Annotated in this window: 12 protein-coding genes; 3 read left to right on the top strand and 9 right to left on the bottom strand. The window is 61.3% G+C overall.

The features are described from left to right. Positions 1–3 precede the first annotated feature (3 nt). A complete protein-coding gene (locus tag G502_RS0116220; protein ID WP_022729736.1) occupies positions 4–2,448 on the bottom strand; it encodes a GcvT family protein in 2,445 nt (814 codons plus the stop codon). 42 nt (positions 2,449–2,490) lie between these two features. Continuing rightward, complete coding sequence (locus tag G502_RS0116215; protein WP_022729735.1) at positions 2,491–3,069, bottom strand: helix-turn-helix domain-containing protein; 579 nt, start codon at positions 3,067–3,069, stop codon at positions 2,491–2,493. Positions 3,070–3,285: 216 nt separating this feature from the next. Between G502_RS0116215 and G502_RS20810 the strand changes: the two genes are divergently transcribed. The 3 genes from G502_RS20810 (at position 3,286) to G502_RS0116200 (ending at position 6,658) form a co-directional block, all read left to right on the top strand. Beyond that, the gene (locus G502_RS20810; protein WP_022729734.1) at positions 3,286–3,753 is read left to right on the top strand and encodes a thioesterase family protein; all 468 of its coding nucleotides are present in this window, start codon (positions 3,286–3,288) and stop codon (positions 3,751–3,753) included. A gap of 427 nt (positions 3,754–4,180) precedes the next feature. Beyond that, positions 4,181–5,683, top strand: coding sequence for a peroxidase family protein (locus G502_RS20805; RefSeq protein WP_155957882.1), 1,503 nt, complete (start codon positions 4,181–4,183; stop codon positions 5,681–5,683). A gap of 51 nt (positions 5,684–5,734) precedes the next feature. Beyond that, a complete protein-coding gene (locus G502_RS0116200; RefSeq protein WP_022729732.1) occupies positions 5,735–6,658 on the top strand; it encodes a hypothetical protein in 924 nt (307 codons plus the stop codon). A 12-nt stretch (positions 6,659–6,670) separates the two neighbouring features. On the opposite strand, the gene G502_RS0116195 is transcribed toward G502_RS0116200, so the two are convergent. From G502_RS0116195 to G502_RS22735, 7 genes are all read right to left on the bottom strand, one after another. Then, positions 6,671–7,279: a glutathione S-transferase family protein gene (locus tag G502_RS0116195; protein ID WP_022729731.1), complete on the bottom strand. Its 609-nt coding sequence runs from the start codon at positions 7,277–7,279 to the stop codon at positions 6,671–6,673. A 56-nt stretch (positions 7,280–7,335) separates the two neighbouring features. After that, positions 7,336–7,578, bottom strand: coding sequence for a hypothetical protein (locus G502_RS20800; RefSeq protein WP_022729730.1), 243 nt, complete (start codon positions 7,576–7,578; stop codon positions 7,336–7,338). A 59-nt stretch (positions 7,579–7,637) separates the two neighbouring features. Next, positions 7,638–7,982, bottom strand: coding sequence for a RidA family protein (locus G502_RS0116185; protein WP_022729729.1), 345 nt, complete (start codon positions 7,980–7,982; stop codon positions 7,638–7,640). Between the two features lie 29 nt (positions 7,983–8,011). Further along, the gene (locus G502_RS0116180; RefSeq protein WP_022729728.1) at positions 8,012–9,043 is read right to left on the bottom strand and encodes a histone deacetylase family protein; all 1,032 of its coding nucleotides are present in this window, start codon (positions 9,041–9,043) and stop codon (positions 8,012–8,014) included. Positions 9,044–9,082: 39 nt separating this feature from the next. Continuing rightward, positions 9,083–10,012, bottom strand: coding sequence for a 3,5-dioxohexanoate:acetyl-CoA acetone transferase (gene kce / locus G502_RS0116175; protein WP_022729727.1), 930 nt, complete (start codon positions 10,010–10,012; stop codon positions 9,083–9,085). A 7-nt stretch (positions 10,013–10,019) separates the two neighbouring features. Beyond that, positions 10,020–11,381 carry an aminotransferase family protein gene (locus tag G502_RS0116170; RefSeq protein WP_022729726.1) on the bottom strand — a complete coding sequence of 454 codons (1,362 nt, stop codon included), beginning with the start codon at positions 11,379–11,381 and terminating at the stop codon, positions 10,020–10,022. A 378-nt stretch (positions 11,382–11,759) separates the two neighbouring features. Then, positions 11,760–16,502 (bottom strand): calcium-binding protein, encoded by a 4,743-nt coding sequence (locus tag G502_RS22735; RefSeq protein ID WP_245560784.1) that lies wholly within the window; start codon positions 16,500–16,502, stop codon positions 11,760–11,762. Positions 16,503–16,873: the final 371 nt, after the last annotated feature.

The raw sequence follows: 16,873 nt of genomic DNA, 5'->3' as shown, positions 1-16,873 counted from the left end.
GCATTACATCCGGATGCGTTCACGCTTCGGGTCGAAGAAGGGCTTGATCGAGGCCTGGGCCCGGCAGCGCTGCCGGCCGATCTCCAGCTCGAACGCCGCGCCCTCCAGGTCCACCGCCTTGGGCGCCCGGCCGCCGGAGAGTGTGACGTAACCCATGCCCAGCGCTGCCCCGACCTCGTGCCCGTAGGCGCCCGAGGTCAGGTGCCCGACCCGTTCGCCGTCCAGCCAGACCGGCTCGTCGTGATAGAGCAGAGGTTCGGGATCGGACAGGCGGAACTGGACCAGACGCCGCTCGACACCGGCCTGCTTCTGCTTCAACAACGCCTCCCGGCCATTAAAGTCGTCCTTTGTCCAGTCGACGGCAAACGACAGGCCGGCCTCCAGCGGCGTGTCCTCGTCCGTCAGGTCGTCGCCCCAGTGGCGATAGCCGCACTCCATGCGCAAGGAGTTGAGCGCATGCAGGCCGGCCAGTGCCGGCGGCTGCGTCGTTTCCATGATCGTCTCGAAAACATGGCCCGTGAATTCTGTCGGGATATACAGCTCCCAGCCCAACTCGCCGACATAGGTGATGCGCGAAGCTTGGACGAGGGCGGAGCCCAGCTCGATCTGTCGCGACGTGCCGAAGGGAAAGGCCGCATTGGACAGGTCGGCCGTGGTCAGCGGCTGCAGCAGGTCACGTGCCCGTGGCCCCATAAGGCCGATCACCGCCATGCCAGAGGTCACGTCGGTCAGGTAAACGCGCTCACCTTCTTGCAGATTGCGCTCCAGCCAGACGAAGTCGCGGCGCTGGCTGCCGGCGGCGGTCACCACCATGTAGCGGTCTTCGGCCAAGCGCGTGACCGTCAGGTCGGCCTCGATGCCACCGCGGTCGTTCAGCCACTGGGTGTAGACCACCCGCCCCGGCGCCACGTCCATCTGGGCCGCCGAGACCCGGTTCAGGAGGGCCGCCGCATCCGGGCCTTGCACCAGGAACTTGGCGAAGGTGGACAGGTCGAACAGCCCGCAGTCGCTGCGCACGGCGCGATGCTCGGCGGCGGAATGCGCGAACCAGTTCTGTCGCCCCCAGCTGTATTCATAGATCGGCTCCACGCCCTCGGGCGCGAACCAGTTGGGACGCTCCCACCCGGCCAGTTCGCCGAAGCAGGCGCCATGCTGTCGCAATGCGTCATGAAGCGGCGTGCGCCGGACCTGGCGCGCCGTCTCGTACTGCCGAAAGGGAAAGTGGTCGTCGTAGAGCAGCCCCAGAGTCTCGCTGACCCGGGCCTCCAGGTAGGTCCGGTTGGCCTGGAAGGGCTGCAGGCGCCGGATATCCACGTCGCTCAGGTCGAAGGGCGGCTCGCCGGCCTCGATCCACTCGGCCAATGCCTTGCCGACACCGCCCGCCGACTGGATGCCGATGGAGTTGAAGCCGCAGGCCAGATAGAAGTTCTGCAGTTCCGGCGCCTCGCCCAGGATATAGCGGTCGTCGGGGGTGAAGGATTCCGGCCCGTTGAAGAAGGTGTGGATCCCCACGTCCTGCAAAGCCGGCACACGTTCCATGGCCTGGGCCAGGATCGGCTCGAAGTGCTCGAAGTCCTCCGGCAGGGAGTCGAAACAGAAGTCGTCCGGAATACCTTCCAGGCCCCAGGGCTTGGCGTTGGGCTCGAAACAGCCCAGCAGCAGCCGGCCTGCATCCTCCTTGTAATAGGTACATTCGTCCGGCACCCGCAGCACCGGCAGCTTCCCGCCCATGCCGTCCATCTTCTCGGTGACGATGTAGAAATGCTCGCAGGCCTGCAGCGGCACCGACACCCCGGCCATGCGGCCCACTTCGCGCCCCCACATGCCGGCACAGTTGACCACCACCTCGGCCTGGATGGGGCCCTGGTCCGTGTTGACGCCGGTCACTCGGCCATCGGCCTGCTCGATGCCGGTGACCTTCACGTTCTCCAGCACCTTCGCACCGTGGTTCCGCGCCCCCTTGGCCAGCGCCAGTGCGATGTTGGACGGATCGGCCTGGCCATCGCCCGGGATCAGCACACCGCCCTTCACGTCCCCCTTCAACTCCAGCAGCGGATAAAGCTTCTTGCACTGCTCGGGCGAGAGCATCTCGGCTTCCACGCCCCACATGCGGCCCATGGCGGCGCCGCGGGCGAATTCCTCCATGCGTTCCCCGCTCAACGCCACGCCCAGCGAGCCATGCCGCACGAAACCGGTGGCGACCTCTGTCTCCGCCTCCAGGTTGGCATAGAGCTCGCAAGAGTAATGCGCCAGCCGGATCAGGTTCGGTGTCGCCCGCAGCTGGCCGATCAGGCCGGCGGCATGCCAGGTGGTGCCCGAGGTCAGCTGCTTGCGTTCCAGCAGGACCACGTCCGTCCAACCCTGTTTGGCCAGATGGTAGGCCACCGAACAGCCGACGACACCGCCGCCAATGATCACTGCACGCGCCTGCTTGGGAAGGTCTGCCATGGGTATGAAGTCCTTTGATCACATGAAGTTGGAAGAAACAGCTCAGTAAACGGGCGGGGAAATCACCCAGACGATGACAGCCGGCTCGCGGGCCATGTTGCGCCAGCGGAAAGGTTCCTTGCGGATCTGGAAGGAATCGCCGGAAGCCAGCTTGAAATGCTTGTCCCCGATCCAGAGTTCGATCTGGCCAGAGACCACATAGCCCACCTCTTCTGTCTGGCGCAGAGTTGGTTGCGCCAGCTCCGCGCCAGGGTTCATGGTGCTGAGGATCACCTCGAAGGATCCAGAAAGATCGGGCGAGAGCAGTTGCTCTACCAGGCCCTTTTCCTCGACCCCCAGGGTGCGGCGATAGCTGCGGCGCACCACATGGCCGCGCTCGTGATCCGGTATGTCCTCATGCTGGAAGAACCAGCTGAGCGGCACGTCCAGCACCTGCGCCAGATCCCGAAGGTCGAGCAGAGTCAGCTGGGACAGGCCACGCTCCACTTGGCTAAGGAACCCGACAGACCGGCCCATTCGCTTGCCCATTTCCGGAAGCGTGAGACCACGTGTTTTCCGCAGGGCCCGAATTTCCGCCCCTACGGCCACCTGTACAGGATCACCCTTCTCCGTCTTGCTCATCCCCGCCACCATGAATGAGAGAAGATTTTATTTTCATGATATGAAAATAATGGAATTTTTTTCATGGTAAAAGGGAAAGATTGCCTTTGGTTCCGTAGCCTTCAATAGCTCGTAAAATCTTGAGTTCCGTCGCGAGTGCAATTCGCTAAACTGTCGCTGGAGTTGAATCCTGGCACGACGCCAACAGCGAGATGGAAGAAACGGGGGCAGGCAGACATGATTGATACGGCACCGCTCTGCATCGTTCATCCAAAGCTTCAAGAAAGCTGGATCGACTGGAACGGGCATCTCAGCGACGGCTACTATGCCGTTGTCATGATTGAATCCACGGACAAGGCCCTGGCCTGCTTCGGGGTGACACCCGACTATCCGGCGCGCACCGGCCGCAGCGTCTATACCGGCGAGATCAAGCTGCGCTACCTGGCCGAGGTGAAGCTGGACGACGCACTCAGGATCGAGACCTATGTGGGCCACCACGATGAAAAGCGGGTGACCCTGCACCACCAGCTATACCGAGAGGACCAGAACGTCCTGGCAGCCGAGATGGAAGTGCTCTGCCTGTCGGTCGACCTGGCCGGCCCGAAGGTCTGCCCCTTCGAGCAGCCTGTCATGCAGGAGATCACCTCCTGCGCCGGCAAACACGGTCTCTCTCCCGACCGCGCCGCCCGGAACTTGCAGGCTTGAGGTGCACCACAGCACAGGAATGCTCAGGCCAAATCTCACGATCCAGAACAATAATCTGTAAAGCGCCGGTCAAAAATATGGCGCCCCTTGCGGTCTACGGTGAAGACTATTCGACAAGTTGCGGAAAACTGTGGAGAGCCAAAGCCAAATACCACTTTCGAGTTAACACGATATCTCAATACACAGACCCTCCCGAATACCGATAGCCTCCCCCGGATCAACAGCAGAACAAAAATAACTGCAGTCTAAACTGAATAATCAGGTTCGGGGTATACGGGGCATTCCAGGTATTACGTCAGAAATCGTCGTGCAGTCTTGTTCCCGCACACAAGTCAAGATTCAAGTGCCTGCATGCCTGTCCGAAGAACTGGCTCCGATTCTTCCCTTCCTGGTCAGTGGCGTAACTCATACCAAGGGAGAGTTCTTCATGTCACACGGATCAAGCAGTAAGGGTGGTGTCCTGGCACCCCGCTCACGCCTGTACCAGGGCCCCTTCGGGCGCATCTTCGCACAGCTGCCCCCCTGGTCTCCTCCGGGTCTCGACGAGTCGAACATCGCCGATCACCTCCTGGAGCTGGCCCAGACGCAGATGGTGGAAGCGCCTGGCAAGAAGCCTGCCGAGGTCATCTCGGACACTGATCTCAGCAACCAGCTGGACACTGAGTTCGATTCCGAGATTCCCGCCGGCTACACCTATTTCGGCCAGTTCGTCGATCACGACATCACCTTCGACCCGGCCTCCTCGCTCATGCGGCGCAACGACCCCGAGGGCCTGCTGAACCATCGCACGCCCCGGCTGGACCTGGACAACATCTACGGTCACGGCCGGGCCAACAGCCCCTATCTCTTCGACCAGCAGGATCCCGACAAGATGCTCATAGGCAGCATCGAGGGCTCCAACCTTCCCGACCTGCCGCGCACTCATCCCCTGAACAGCCAGGGACGCGCCATGGTCGGCGACATGCGCAACGACGAGAATGCAATCGTCTGCCAGCTGCAGCTGGCCTTCCTGCTGGCGCACAACACCCTGGTCGACCGGGCCCGCAGTGCCGGCCTGCCCGATCCCTTCGAGGCGGCCGCCCGGACCCTGCGCTGGCTCTACCAGTACGTCGTCTGGCACGATTTCATCAAGCGGATCACCCAGCCCAGGATCTGGCAGGACGCGCTGCGGCACGAGGACTGTCCCGACGGGCGCAGCGAATGGAACATCGGCCTGGGCAGCGTCTACAACTGGAAGCACCAGCCCTTCATGCCGGTGGAATTCTCGGTGGCCGCCTATCGCTTCGGTCACTCCATGGTGCGCAACGCCTACCAGACCAACCAGCCACACCGCGGCTTCGGCAACTTCGCACCGCTGTTCGACAACACCGGGGCGGCCGATCCCGACGACCTGCGCGGTTTCCGGCCCATGAAGCCCGGCAACTCCATCCAGTGGGACTGGTTCCTGGACATGGAGAGCTCCACCGGACCCTTCCCTCAGCTGGCCCGCAAGATCGACACCAAGCTGGCCAACGCGCTGACGGCCCTGCACGAGGCCGAGGCCGGCTCGAACCTCAACATCCTGGCCTTCCGCAACCTGCTGCGCGGCTGGCGCTTCGAGCTGCCCTCGGGCTCCTCGGTGGCCACGGCGCTGGGCTTCACGCCGCTCGACATTCCGCCCGAGCGGGATGCCCTCTGGTTCTACATCCTCGCCGAGGCGGAGGACGGCGGCGGCAATCGGCTGGGCCAGGTGGGCTCGGTCATCCTCTGTGCCACCTTCGCCGGCCTGCTGAAGGGTGATCCGCAATGCTGGATGAACATCGATCCCCGCTGGACGCCCGACAAGGATCCCCTGCTGCAGGCGAACGACAAGCGGGACTCCGACGACTGGGAGGTCGCGGCGATCATCCGGCTGTCCGGCCTGCCGGTGGCCGGCGGCGACTTCAACTGACGCCGTGACCCGCCCCCCTGCCCCAGGCAGAGGGCGGCAGCGAGGTGGCTCATGGACTCGGCACTGATCGAGGCGGCGATCGGACTGGTGCTCGTGTACCTGGTCTTCAGCCTGTCCGTGACCAGCCTCAACGAGGCCATCGCCTCGCTGCTGCAGCTGCGGGGCCGCGTCCTCTACCGGCGTCTGCAGGAGATCTTCGCCGGCGAGGCGGAGTTCATCCTGAACGACCCCCTGCTGCGCAGTCTCTCGGCCAACGGCCGGCCGTCCTACATTCCGCCCGCCCTGTTCGGGGAGGCGGTCGCCGTGCGCTTGCGGGACTACCTGGACAGGATCCGCGACCTGCGCAAGGCGGTGGCGACGGAGGCCGCGCAGGCACAGGCCCTGAAGGAGGCGGCCGCCCAGTCCCTGGCCGACCTGCCGGCCCCGATACAGGACTACGCCTCGGGCCTGCTGGAGCGGGTCGGTGAGACGGCCAGCGACATCCGGGGCGAGATCGAGCGGCTGGCCACCCGCCACTTCGACGAGATCGCAAGCCGCTTGAGCGGCGTCTATGCGCGCCGAATGAAGCTCTTCTCGGCCATCATCTCCACCGTCCTGGTCGTCGGCGCAAACGTGGACAGCCTGCGCATCGTCAACCTGCTGCTGGCCGATGCTTCGTTACGCCGCCTGCTGGTCGAGCGGGCGGACAGCCTGGGCGAAATCTCGGGCACGCCGGACGAACTCGCGGCGGGCCTGGATGACGCCCTCATCTCGAGCCTGCCCATCGGCTGGGACTGTGCGCCGGCCATCGCCTTTTCCGGCATTCCGGACCTTGCCTGCGGGTTCCGCCCCGACGCCCTGGCCGTCAGCCTGCTGGGCTGGAGCGTCTCGGCGCTCGCGATCATGCTGGGCGCACCCTTCTGGTTCGGCACGCTGCAGCGCCTCACCAACATCCGCGGTTCGGGCAGCAAACCGGAGGCGGGGCGCTCGAGCTAAGGCCGGAAGCGCTTAGCCCTGCTCCGCCAACGCCGCCGCGTCGATTTCCTCGGCACGGCGATAGGCAGGACGTTTCGTGCAACGCGCCACATAGGCCTCGAACACCGGCCGCGGCTCCAGGATGCCCAGCATCATACCGTACTTGAGGCCGCCGGCGATCATCAGGTCCGCCATGGTGAATCGCTCCGCGGCGATCCATTCCCTGCTCTCGAGCTCCCTGGCCAAGGTGGTGAAAACCTTCTCGAAGCTGCCCCAGCCGGCGCGGCGCGCATCGATTTCCAGGCCAGACATCTTCTCGAAATAGGCGGCCTCGATACAGCTGGCCGCGAAGAAGAGCCAGCGGTAGTAGGCGCCGCGTCGCGCATCCTCCAGAGGCAGCGCCAATCCGCTCTCGGGGACCTTGTCGGCCAGATAGGCGCAGATGGCCGGCGCCTCCGTCACCGCCACCTCCCCGTCGCGCAGGGCCGGCACCTTTCCCATGGGGTTGATGGCCCGGTAGTCCGCACCATCCTGCTGCCCCGACCAGATGTCGATCAGCACCTTCTCATGCGGCAGGCCCGTCTCCTCCAGCGCCCAGAGCGCATAGAACGATCGCGTCCGCGGTGCCCAGAACAGTTCCATGGCAAGGCCCTCATACTGTAGTTGCGTTATCCGAATATCGGTCCCGAACGGGCTCGTCAGGAGAGCTGTTTCGTTCCATTGGGAAGGACCTCCAGGATACGCTGAGCCGAGACCTGTTTAGGCCGCGAGGCAGACCCTCCTTCCGATTCAATGGACACTGCAAGCAGGCCCGTGCGGCCCGTGCCGATCACGGCATCCTCGAAACCGGCTGCTATGACGGCATCCGAAAGAGCATAAGCGTCATGGCTTCCGCCATCCGGCAAGGCAAACACGAAATCGAAATCAGTAGGCTGTCTCATCGTCTTGTTCCTTTGCGTGTATCCCCTGCCGGCATTCTCGGTCTGTCCGATAGCTACAATTATACCGCAGCCGTGACGATGATTTCCACCTGCAGTTCGGGACTGGCCAGGCGGGCCTCGCCGCAGGCGCGGGCCGGGGCGTGGCCTTCAGGGACCCAGGCGTCCCAGACGGCGTTCATCTCGGCGAAGTGCTTCATGTCGTCCAGCCAGATGACCGCCTGCAGGATCTTGGTGCTGTCGCTGCCGGCATCGGCCAGCAGTTTCTCGACCTTCTGAAGGATGTCCTGGGTCTGCTTGGTGACCGAAGCGCCGGTCTCGCCCACCTGTCCGGCCAGATAGACCGTGCCGTTGTGAATCACGGCCTGGCTCATGCGCTGGCCCACGCCCTTACGTTCAATGCTCATTCCCTATGCTCCCGTTTCCTGTGATCAATTCAGAGTCCGTGTGCGTTCGTGAAGCCGTCCAGGAAGCTGCTGAGGTTGAGTCCCAGCTCGTCGCAGAGATAGCCGCCCTCCTGCACGATCACGCTGGGCAGGCCCAGTTTCGCCAGCCGTTCGCCGATGCGCGCGAAGCCGGGCGTGGAAATCTTCATCCCCTCCAGGGGATCGCCCTCGTAGGCATCCAGGCCTAGCGCCACCACGATCGCCCCGGGCGCGAAGGCCTTCACCCGCTGCAGGGCCCGGTCCAGGACCGGCAGGTAGTCATCGTCCGCCGTGCCCCGGGCAAGCGGCAGGTTGAAGTTATAGCCCAGACCCGGGCCCTCGCCGCGCTCATCGGCATGACCCCAGAAGAAGGGGTAGTAGCGCACGGGATCGGCGTGAATGGAAACCGTCAGCACGTCTTCGCGCTTGTAGAACATGCCCTGGGTGCCGTTGCCGTGATGCACGTCCACGTCGATGATGGCCACCCGCGCGTGACTCCGGCGCAGTTCCGAGGCGGCCACGCCCGAGTTGTTGAGGAAGCAGAAGCCGCCGGCCATGTCGGCATAGGCATGGTGGCCCGGCGGGCGGCTCAGCGCATAGGCCGCCGGCGCCCCCTCCCGCACCAGGCGCGCGGCATGGGTGGCGGAATGCGCGCTCCACAGCGCCGCCTGCCAGGTCTCGCCCGAGATGGGACAGGCGGTGTCCGCCATGTGATAGCCCGCCTGCCCCACCACCGAGTGCGGATAGCGGCCATCCCTGTAGTTGGGGTGGACGTTGGGCACCACCTCCTCGGACGCCCCTTCGATGCGCTGCCAGCGCGCATAAACGTGCTCCAGGAAGTCCAGGTATTCGGGCGTGTGCACGGCAGACACGGCGGACAGGCCATAGTCCGGCGGCGTCACCTGCTCCAGCCCGCTGTCCAGGGCCGCGGCCAGCAGGCGCTCGGCGCGTTCCGGCACCTCCGGATTGGGCTTCTGCGCGCCGCTGACCAGGAAGTTCCTGGGGTAATGGCGCTTCTGGGCTTCGTTGAAGACGACTTTCATGCTCGGCCCTTACTCCTTGCGAGATTCGGGAGAGAAAAATCAGAAGGCGACCTGGTCGCCGCCCTTCAGGTTCAGGCGTGCGCGCGCCTCGGCAGGCGTGGCCACCTCCAGCGACAGCTCCTCGGCGATGCGGCGAATCTTGCGCACCTGCTGGGCATTGTCGGTGGCCAGTTCCCCGGGCGCAATGGTCAGGTTGTCCTCCAGGCCTACGCGCACATTGCCGCCCAGCGCCAGCGCCGTGGAGGCCAGCGGCATCTGGTGCCGCCCGGCGCCCAGCACCGAAAACTCGTAGTCGGACCCGAACAGCTTGTCGGCAATGCGCTTCATGTGCGTCAAGTTCTCCGGATCCGGGCCGATTCCGCCCAGGATGCCCAGCACGAACTGGATGAAGAAGGGCGGCTTCACCAGGCCGCGGTCCACGAAGTGCTTCAGATTATAGAGATGCCCCAGGTCATAGCACTCGAACTCGAAACGCACGCCGCGCTCCGCGCCCAGGCGGAACAGCGCGGTCTCTATATCCTGGAAGGTGTTCTTGAAGATGAAGTCACGCGTGGACTCCAGGAAGGGCTTCTCCCAAGCGTGCTGGAAATCCTGCATGCGCTCCAGGATCGGGAACAGCCCGAAATTCATCGACCCCATGTTCAGCGAGCACATCTCGGGCGCCGCCGACAGCGCCGCGGCCATGCGTTCCTCCACGCTCATGTTCTGTCCGCCGCCGGTGGTGATGTTCACCACGGCGTCACAAGACTGCTTGATGCGCGGCAGGAAGCGGTGGAAGACCTCCGGGTCCGGGCTGGGCCGCCCGTCGGCGAGGTCGCGGGCGTGCAGGTGCAGAATGGCCGCCCCGGCCTCGGCCGCGGCGATGGCCTGCGCGGCGATCTGTTCCGGGGTGACCGGCAGGTTCGGGCTCATGGAGGGCGTGTGGACCGAGCCCGTCACCGCACAGGTGATGATGACCTTGCGTGGCATGATCGGACTAACCTGACACCGGCAGGCCGGCCTCCCGCGCCAAGGCCTCCAGGCTGTCGCCCAGCAGGCCGATCAACTCATCGATCTGAGCCTCTTCGACGATCAGCGGCGGACAGACCATGAAGTGATCGCCCTTGTGGCCGCCGCGCGTGCGCCGGGAATAGATGATCAGGCCCTTGTCGAAGGCGATGTCCACTAGGCGCGCATGGGCGTTCAGCTCCCTGGGCAACGGTTCCATGGTTTCGCGGTCGCTCACCAGCTCGAAGGCCTGCAGCAGGCCCAGGCCGCGCACGTCGCCGATGAAGGGGAAGCGGTCCATCAGGCCGTGCAGCGCGGCCCGCAGGCTCTCGCCCCGGCGCGCCGCATTGGCCGGCAGGTCCAGGCGTTCCAGCTCGTCCAGCACCGCCAGGCCGGCGGCGCAGGCCAGCGGGTTGCCGGCATAGGTATAGCCGTGGATGAAGCCGCCAGCGTCCAGCACCGCCTCGACGATCCGGCCGTCCGCCGCCATGGCGCCCAGCGGAGCATAGCCGGCGGCGAAGCCCTTGGACAGCGCCATGATGTCGGGCCGCGCCGCCGGCCAGTGATCGGCGCCCAGGAAGCGCCCGGTGCGCCCGGCCCCGGTCATCACCTCGTCGTAGATCAACAGGATGCCGAATTCATCGCAGATCTCGCGGATGCGCGGCAGGTAGCTGTCGGGCGGCACCAGCGCTCCGGTGGAGGCGCCGCCCACCGGCTCGACGATGAAGGCCAGAACGCTCTCCGGCCCCTGGCGCAGGATCTCCTCGCGTAAGTGCTCGGCATAGCGCAGGCCGCGCTCTTCGTCGCTGTAGTTGTCCCGGTCCAGATAGCAGGTGGGCGCCGGGATCTTGGGCATCTCCTGCATCATCGGCGCGAACGGCTGGGTCATGGTCGCCGTGCCGGTCAGCGCCAGCGCTCCCAAAGTCGAGCCGTGATAGGAGGGGGTGCGCGAGATTACCTTCCAGCGCTGCTCCTGCCCCATGGCCAGGGCGTACTGGCGCGCCAGCTTGATACAGGACTCCACCGCCTCGGACCCGCCGGAGACGAAGAAGATGCGGTCCAGCCCCGCGGGCATGCGCAGCGCTGTGCGGCGCGCCAGCTCCTCGGCCGCCTCGGTCTCGAAGTGCAGGCGATAGCCGAAGGTCGCCTTGTCCATCTGCGCGCGCATGGCCGCCAGCACGTTGGGATTGCCATGCCCGATGTTGACCACCATCGCCCCGCTGGAGCCGTCCAGGTAGCGCTTGCCCGAAGCGTCCCACATGTAGATGCCCTCGGCCCGGTCCAGCAGCGGCCGCCGCTGGCGGGTCTGGTAGAAGAGATGTGATTTGGGGCGGTCGGCAGTGCTGTCCATGAGATGCTTGGGTGCCTCGATTGAGTCAGGAATAGAACAGGCCGACGCAGTCGCGTGCCTGCCAAGTACCCCGGAACCCTAGCCGTCTGCGAAGCTTCCCTGCAAGGCATTTGGCGAGATCTGGTTCGGCCGCCACGGTCTCGACAGCCGCGCCGCCGGTGCCGGCATGTTTCGAGGCACCCTTGCAGGGTGCGCCTCAACATGAGGATATATTATAAGTATTTGAAAAACAAAAAACTTCCTCACGCTGAGGCGCCCGGCCCGCAGGGTCGGGCCTCGAAGCGCGTCGGCACTGATGGCACAACCTGGAGAACACCAAAGGAAAAGGGCCGCCCCGAAGGACGGCCCTTAAGTGATAACAACTCTCGTCAATCTTGATCAGGATTCATCGGGCTTGTGCTGGTCCTCGACGTAAACCTGAGCATCGCTGACGTTGCCGCTGTAGACTTCGCCATCGCTTTCCTTGATGCGGACTTCGGCATCATTATTCATGTCGTCAGCATCAACATTATTGTCGAAGCGTGCCACCTCTACTTCATGATCCTCGCCATCTTCACCTTTTACCCGAACCGTCATGACAGTGTCCCCGTTGTCATCCTTGAAATTGACATTCGAGGACAGGTCATCCTGATCCCAGAGGATATCCGAGAGGTCCGAAAGGTCGATGGCATCATCGTTTGTATTGAAGTCCTTTACGGTATCGGTATTGCCGGAGTTCGTCAGCAGGTCGGCTAAGGCCTCGTCATCGAAGACGAAGGTGTCCTCGCCATCACCACCGTCCAGGGTGTTCTTGCCGGCCCCACCGATGAGAACGTCATCGCCTTTACCGCCTTCGAGGGTGTCATTACCAGGTCCCCCAGAAAGCAAGTCGTCTCCTCCGTAACCTTTAAGGGTGTCATCGCCAAAGCCGCCAACAAGCTCGTCACCGGAGGAAGTGCCCTCAATTAATTCGCCATCGTTAGCATCAGGAATTGAGGCCATAGCAAACATACTGGCGCCTTGTGTGTTTGCAGCCGAACCTGTCGATTCAGTTATATCTATACTGTTGTTATTCCCTTCATTCCAGTTACCGCCGTCCACAAAATCCAGAGAACCATCCCCAAGCCCTGTTAGGCTATCAGAATCAGTAACACTGAGATTTATTTGAATATCATCCCCATCTATCCAGCTATCACTATCCGATGTATCAAAATCACTTATATTTATTTTTATTGAATCTAAGAAATTTTGATATTCGGAAACAGAGCGTTCTTCCGTTAAACTAATCTCCCAAGTTCCAGAGCCATCTGGTTCATTAACATTACCATCATCATGCGTTACAATTTCATAAAAATCACTGCTTAACCCATCTGGGTTATCAATAGAAACGGTCATCATACCCGCGACTAGACCACTTATAGTCATAGTTGCTCCAGTCAGGTTGGGCCGATCATCAGTTACAGTAACTGTTGGATCCCATGTATCGCCCGTTACAGACTTTGCACTCCCATTCTTTGTGGGTAGAGCCGCTGTCGCACTGCTTACCGTTACTTCTGGAGGCGTATCATCTCCACCATCGCCAGAGTCCTCATCGCCATCATCAATGGGCGGATCATCACCCTCAGCTCCAATCGTAACCGTGGCCTCATCGGAGGTTTTCTCGCACTCGTCGACCACCTCGTACTTGAAGGTATCCTGGAGGAGGCCCCCCTCGTTTCGCGTCACCTCCACGCTCTGGATCGAGAAGTTCGCACCTGCATCATCGCTGTCGTCCCGGCCAGCCGGGCCGATCTGGATGCTGTGGAAGTCCTCTCCCGGGTCCACGGTGAAGGTTGCAGTGGAGCCGTCGAGGTCGTCCACATCAACTTCATCTGACTTCAGTTCTGTCCCGTTCTCGTCGAAGATGGTGTAAGCCACCTTGCCATCGGGTTCGCCGTTGTACGGCTTTGCCGTGAAGGTGGCGCTTTTCACGGCCTCCTCGAACTTGACCCCAAGCCGTTCGGGCTCGTCGATCTGATTGTTCGACGGAGCACCGGCCCCGGTCTGCTTCACACCCAGGCCATTGCCGGTATTGAAGAGCGAGCCTCCCTCGACAAAGTCGCTACCAACCTGGATGTAACTGGTGAAGGTGACCTCTCCGAGAGCCGGGTCCGTGATCTGCGTTTCTGTAGTGTGAAGGGGGCCATTGCCGATGCTGGCTAGGTTGACCGTGGCGGAATTGGATCCGGACCCATCGCTTGCCTCATTGCCCAGCCACCAGATCCTGTCATCCGAGGAGAAGGTGGAGTTGCTCTCATCAAGGGGGGCATTGTCGATCACCCTGTAATTACCAGTGGTGCCATCCTTGATGACCAGGATGCCCTCTGTCGGAGCTTCGGTAATCCTGAACTCAAGATTCTCCAGCGAGGTCTCGAGATCCGCGCCACCGAGGCTTGTGTCATTGAAGGTACTATCCTGATCGTTGCCGATGAAGCCGTCGATGGAGAACTCACGCACATAGGCGTAATCGCTTTCGTCAAGATCGAGACCACTGCCGTCGTCAAAGGCCCCTTCAAGTGCACCGCCACTGTGGTCATCCAGATACTGGTCCAAGGACACGGCCGTACTGTTAACATGGTCGGCCTGCGGCGGCGCGCTGGCGTCGACATCGATATCCACCTTGGCGGTATCGATGCAGTTGAGGCAATCCGGATCATCGTAGACGCCGTACTCGAAGTCGGTGCTTCCCGGGATCTCGCGCGTTTCGATGCTGCGCAGCACGAAGTCGGACAGGTTACCGCCTGATTCCTCGTTGTCCTGGGGCTCGAGCACCAGCTTGTCGAAAGGCACACTGACATCGAAGGACCGAAGACCATCTTCGGAACCATACTCGATTCCGCTGGCGACCTCGTCGCCGCCGCTATAGGCGGTCCACTTCATCTTCTCCGCATCGATACCGGGGTTGGCTTCATAATGACCACCCGCTTCATCGCCTCCGAAGAGAAGACCGAGCTGAACCGTGGCCCCCAGAACCTTCTGACCGGGCGTGAAGACAAGCTTTTCAGCCTTCCCGTCCTTCCAGTCGACCTCTTCGTCGCGACCTGGTTCGGACTCAACACCAATGCCGCCGTATCCATCTCCGACACTGCCATCATACTTGAAGTCAAGAGCCGCAGACTCCCAGTTGTCACCATCCTGGCGGAAGGCTTCCAGCAATATATTGCCTTCGTCGTTTTCGAAACTATCCGTCCAGTCGCTCAGGGACGTGTTGTCGTCATCATTCGAGAGGCCATAGCTTGTTGTGTCTGCATCCTCCTGGGTTGCAGCCCAGAAGATCGCGTGGTCGGAGGTGAAGGTGCCACCCGCATCCAATTCCTCCAGAGTCGTGCCATCCCACTTATAGAGCGCGCCGAATTCAGGCGACTTCGTAACCTTGAAGGTCAGGTCATTGCCCTCGACATCCCAACCACCAATGACATCATCGCTCAGATCACCACGCTCCGAGAGCTCTTCAACGTCGAAGCTCTTGAAGGAGATGATGTCATCGGCTTTGGGGATATCGGGGTCGTTACTGCTATCAAAGGCAGTTTTTATCTCTACATCGGTGATGGCGCAGACTGTATTGACATCGTCTAGGTCATCCGCAGCAAGCGGTTTGTCGTTACGACCGTCAACAGTTACCTCTGTAAGAGTCTGGAGATTGAGATCAGCCCAGTCATCGGTGCGCTTGGGCTCGCAATCCTCGCTGCCCTCATAGATCGGACCATACTCGGTGGCCTGGACCTTGCCCTCGAACGTCACCTCGCCTTCGAAATCCTGAGGCAACTGGAACTTGACGGGGGAGCTTCCCTCGCTAAACACGATCTCTTTGATGCCGCTCTGGCCATCAATCTCCGAACCGTCTTCATTGACCGGCGTAAATATGAAATCGTCGCCATCCTGATCCACCTTCAGCCAAACTGGCTTTTCGATGACTGCATCCCCTGTATCCACTTTGCCAGTGGCGTCAACAATCAATGGCTGGCCGTCAGTGTAGCTGTCATAAGTTCCGTCCGGCTGACGGAAAACGAATGAACCACCCGGAATGGTCGGCGGTGTCAGCTTGATGCCCGTAATGGATTCAGTGCCGTCGTTATCCTGAAGACTGGTTGTGAAATGGACTGGCACCGAAAGCGGCCCGTCATCGCGAGTCTGACAGTCGTCGTCGACGTCATCTTCCACATCATTCGACTCTCCAGTCGTAACAATCGCCGGATCAACATCACCGGAAATCTTGAAGCCGATCTTGTTGGAGACTGTTTCTGTCTTGTCTCCGCAGTCGCCGCAGATCTCTTCCCAGTTGTCCTTCAGCTGGCGCTCGGAGAGGTCCGAGAAGGCATCGTCATCGAACTCGATCGTGGTGGTCTCGATATCGAGGACGAATTCTCCGCTGTAATCATCGGGCAGCTTGATCTGCAGCCCAAAGTCAGAAGGATCACTTCCCGTCAAATCGGAATTTTGATTGACGAGCGCCTGATCCGGATCGAGCTGGAGCTCTTCCAGACCCGGAGCCGGAATATCGAGAGTCAGCTCTCCCCCATCGATTGAGACATCCGCCGCTACTTTCTCACCATTCTTGTCTAACAGCCAGATGGTGCCTTCATCGGCCAGTGTCTGATTACCCTGCATCCAGGTTGCACCGGCCGTGGCCAGCGCCGACCCGATGTTCAGTGTGACTTTGGTGATGCCCTCGGAACCGTCATCGTCCTGGGTTTCGGCTGAATACTTGACCGGCAGGACCAGCGGATCATTCGTCTGCTGATCGCCCTGGTCTTCCGAGAAGACGTAGGTCTTATAGTCCGCAGGATGGACAGTGAGCTCACCCCCGTACAACACGAGTCCGCCATCACCGGAAATCTGGACCGTATGTTCCCCGCTATTTTCTATATCGAAGGTATAGTTCCCCGAACCATCATCTGACCGGGTAAGCGGCCCGTTTGGACCAATCACTTCCACTTCTATATCTGATAGATTCTCTGTAAAAGCCTCATACACTTCTTGTTGAGAAATATCTCCGAGATTAGGGAAGTTTTCCCTAACAATAGCCCATATATCTGATAAAAATCCCCCGGAATCTACCTCTCCACCATTTCCACTTATCTCAAGTTTTTCGCCCTTGTTCAAATGTATACTATATTCGTCCTTATTATCGATGGGACGAGTATCATTATATTTCTCATGACCAAAAATCGATATACGGCCGACCCCATCTCTTTCTTCAAGATCGGACCTATTGATTTCCCTAGGTGCACCTTCACTTGACCCATCAACAAGCTCATAGGGTGGATTAGCCCATTTAAAATTAATGCCTTCAAAAATGGGGCCTGTGCCAGTTCCGTGGAACCCGGTTTCCTGCTCGCCACAGAACCCGTCGACAGAGTTATAATCGCCAAAGTCCGTCTCAGCCTCGGCAACAACACCCGAAACGTTGAACTGCTGGGAGACGAACTGATCGGCCGTCTTGTCCCCGCAGTCGCCCTCGCAGATCTCGCGCC

This window comes from Fodinicurvata sediminis DSM 21159 (assembly GCF_000420625.1).
Lineage (GTDB): Bacteria > Pseudomonadota > Alphaproteobacteria > Kiloniellales > DSM-21159 > Fodinicurvata > Fodinicurvata sediminis.
The sequence above is the reverse complement of the archived record's forward strand: the minus strand, read 5'-3'. Positions and strand labels throughout refer to the sequence as shown.

Coding starts and splice junctions, on each gene's coding strand:
- G502_RS0116220 (WP_022729736.1), bottom strand. CDS start 2,448: ATGGCAGACCTTCCCAAGCAGGCGCGTGCAGTGATCATTGGCGGCGGT.
- G502_RS0116215 (WP_022729735.1), bottom strand. CDS start 3,069: ATGAGCAAGACGGAGAAGGGTGATCCTGTACAGGTGGCCGTAGGGGCG.
- G502_RS20810 (WP_022729734.1), top strand. CDS start 3,286: ATGATTGATACGGCACCGCTCTGCATCGTTCATCCAAAGCTTCAAGAA.
- G502_RS20805 (WP_155957882.1), top strand. CDS start 4,181: ATGTCACACGGATCAAGCAGTAAGGGTGGTGTCCTGGCACCCCGCTCA.
- G502_RS0116200 (WP_022729732.1), top strand. CDS start 5,735: ATGGACTCGGCACTGATCGAGGCGGCGATCGGACTGGTGCTCGTGTAC.
- G502_RS0116195 (WP_022729731.1), bottom strand. CDS start 7,279: ATGGAACTGTTCTGGGCACCGCGGACGCGATCGTTCTATGCGCTCTGG.
- G502_RS20800 (WP_022729730.1), bottom strand. CDS start 7,578: ATGAGACAGCCTACTGATTTCGATTTCGTGTTTGCCTTGCCGGATGGC.
- G502_RS0116185 (WP_022729729.1), bottom strand. CDS start 7,982: ATGAGCATTGAACGTAAGGGCGTGGGCCAGCGCATGAGCCAGGCCGTG.
- G502_RS0116180 (WP_022729728.1), bottom strand. CDS start 9,043: ATGAAAGTCGTCTTCAACGAAGCCCAGAAGCGCCATTACCCCAGGAAC.
- kce (WP_022729727.1), bottom strand. CDS start 10,012: ATGCCACGCAAGGTCATCATCACCTGTGCGGTGACGGGCTCGGTCCAC.
- G502_RS0116170 (WP_022729726.1), bottom strand. CDS start 11,381: ATGGACAGCACTGCCGACCGCCCCAAATCACATCTCTTCTACCAGACC.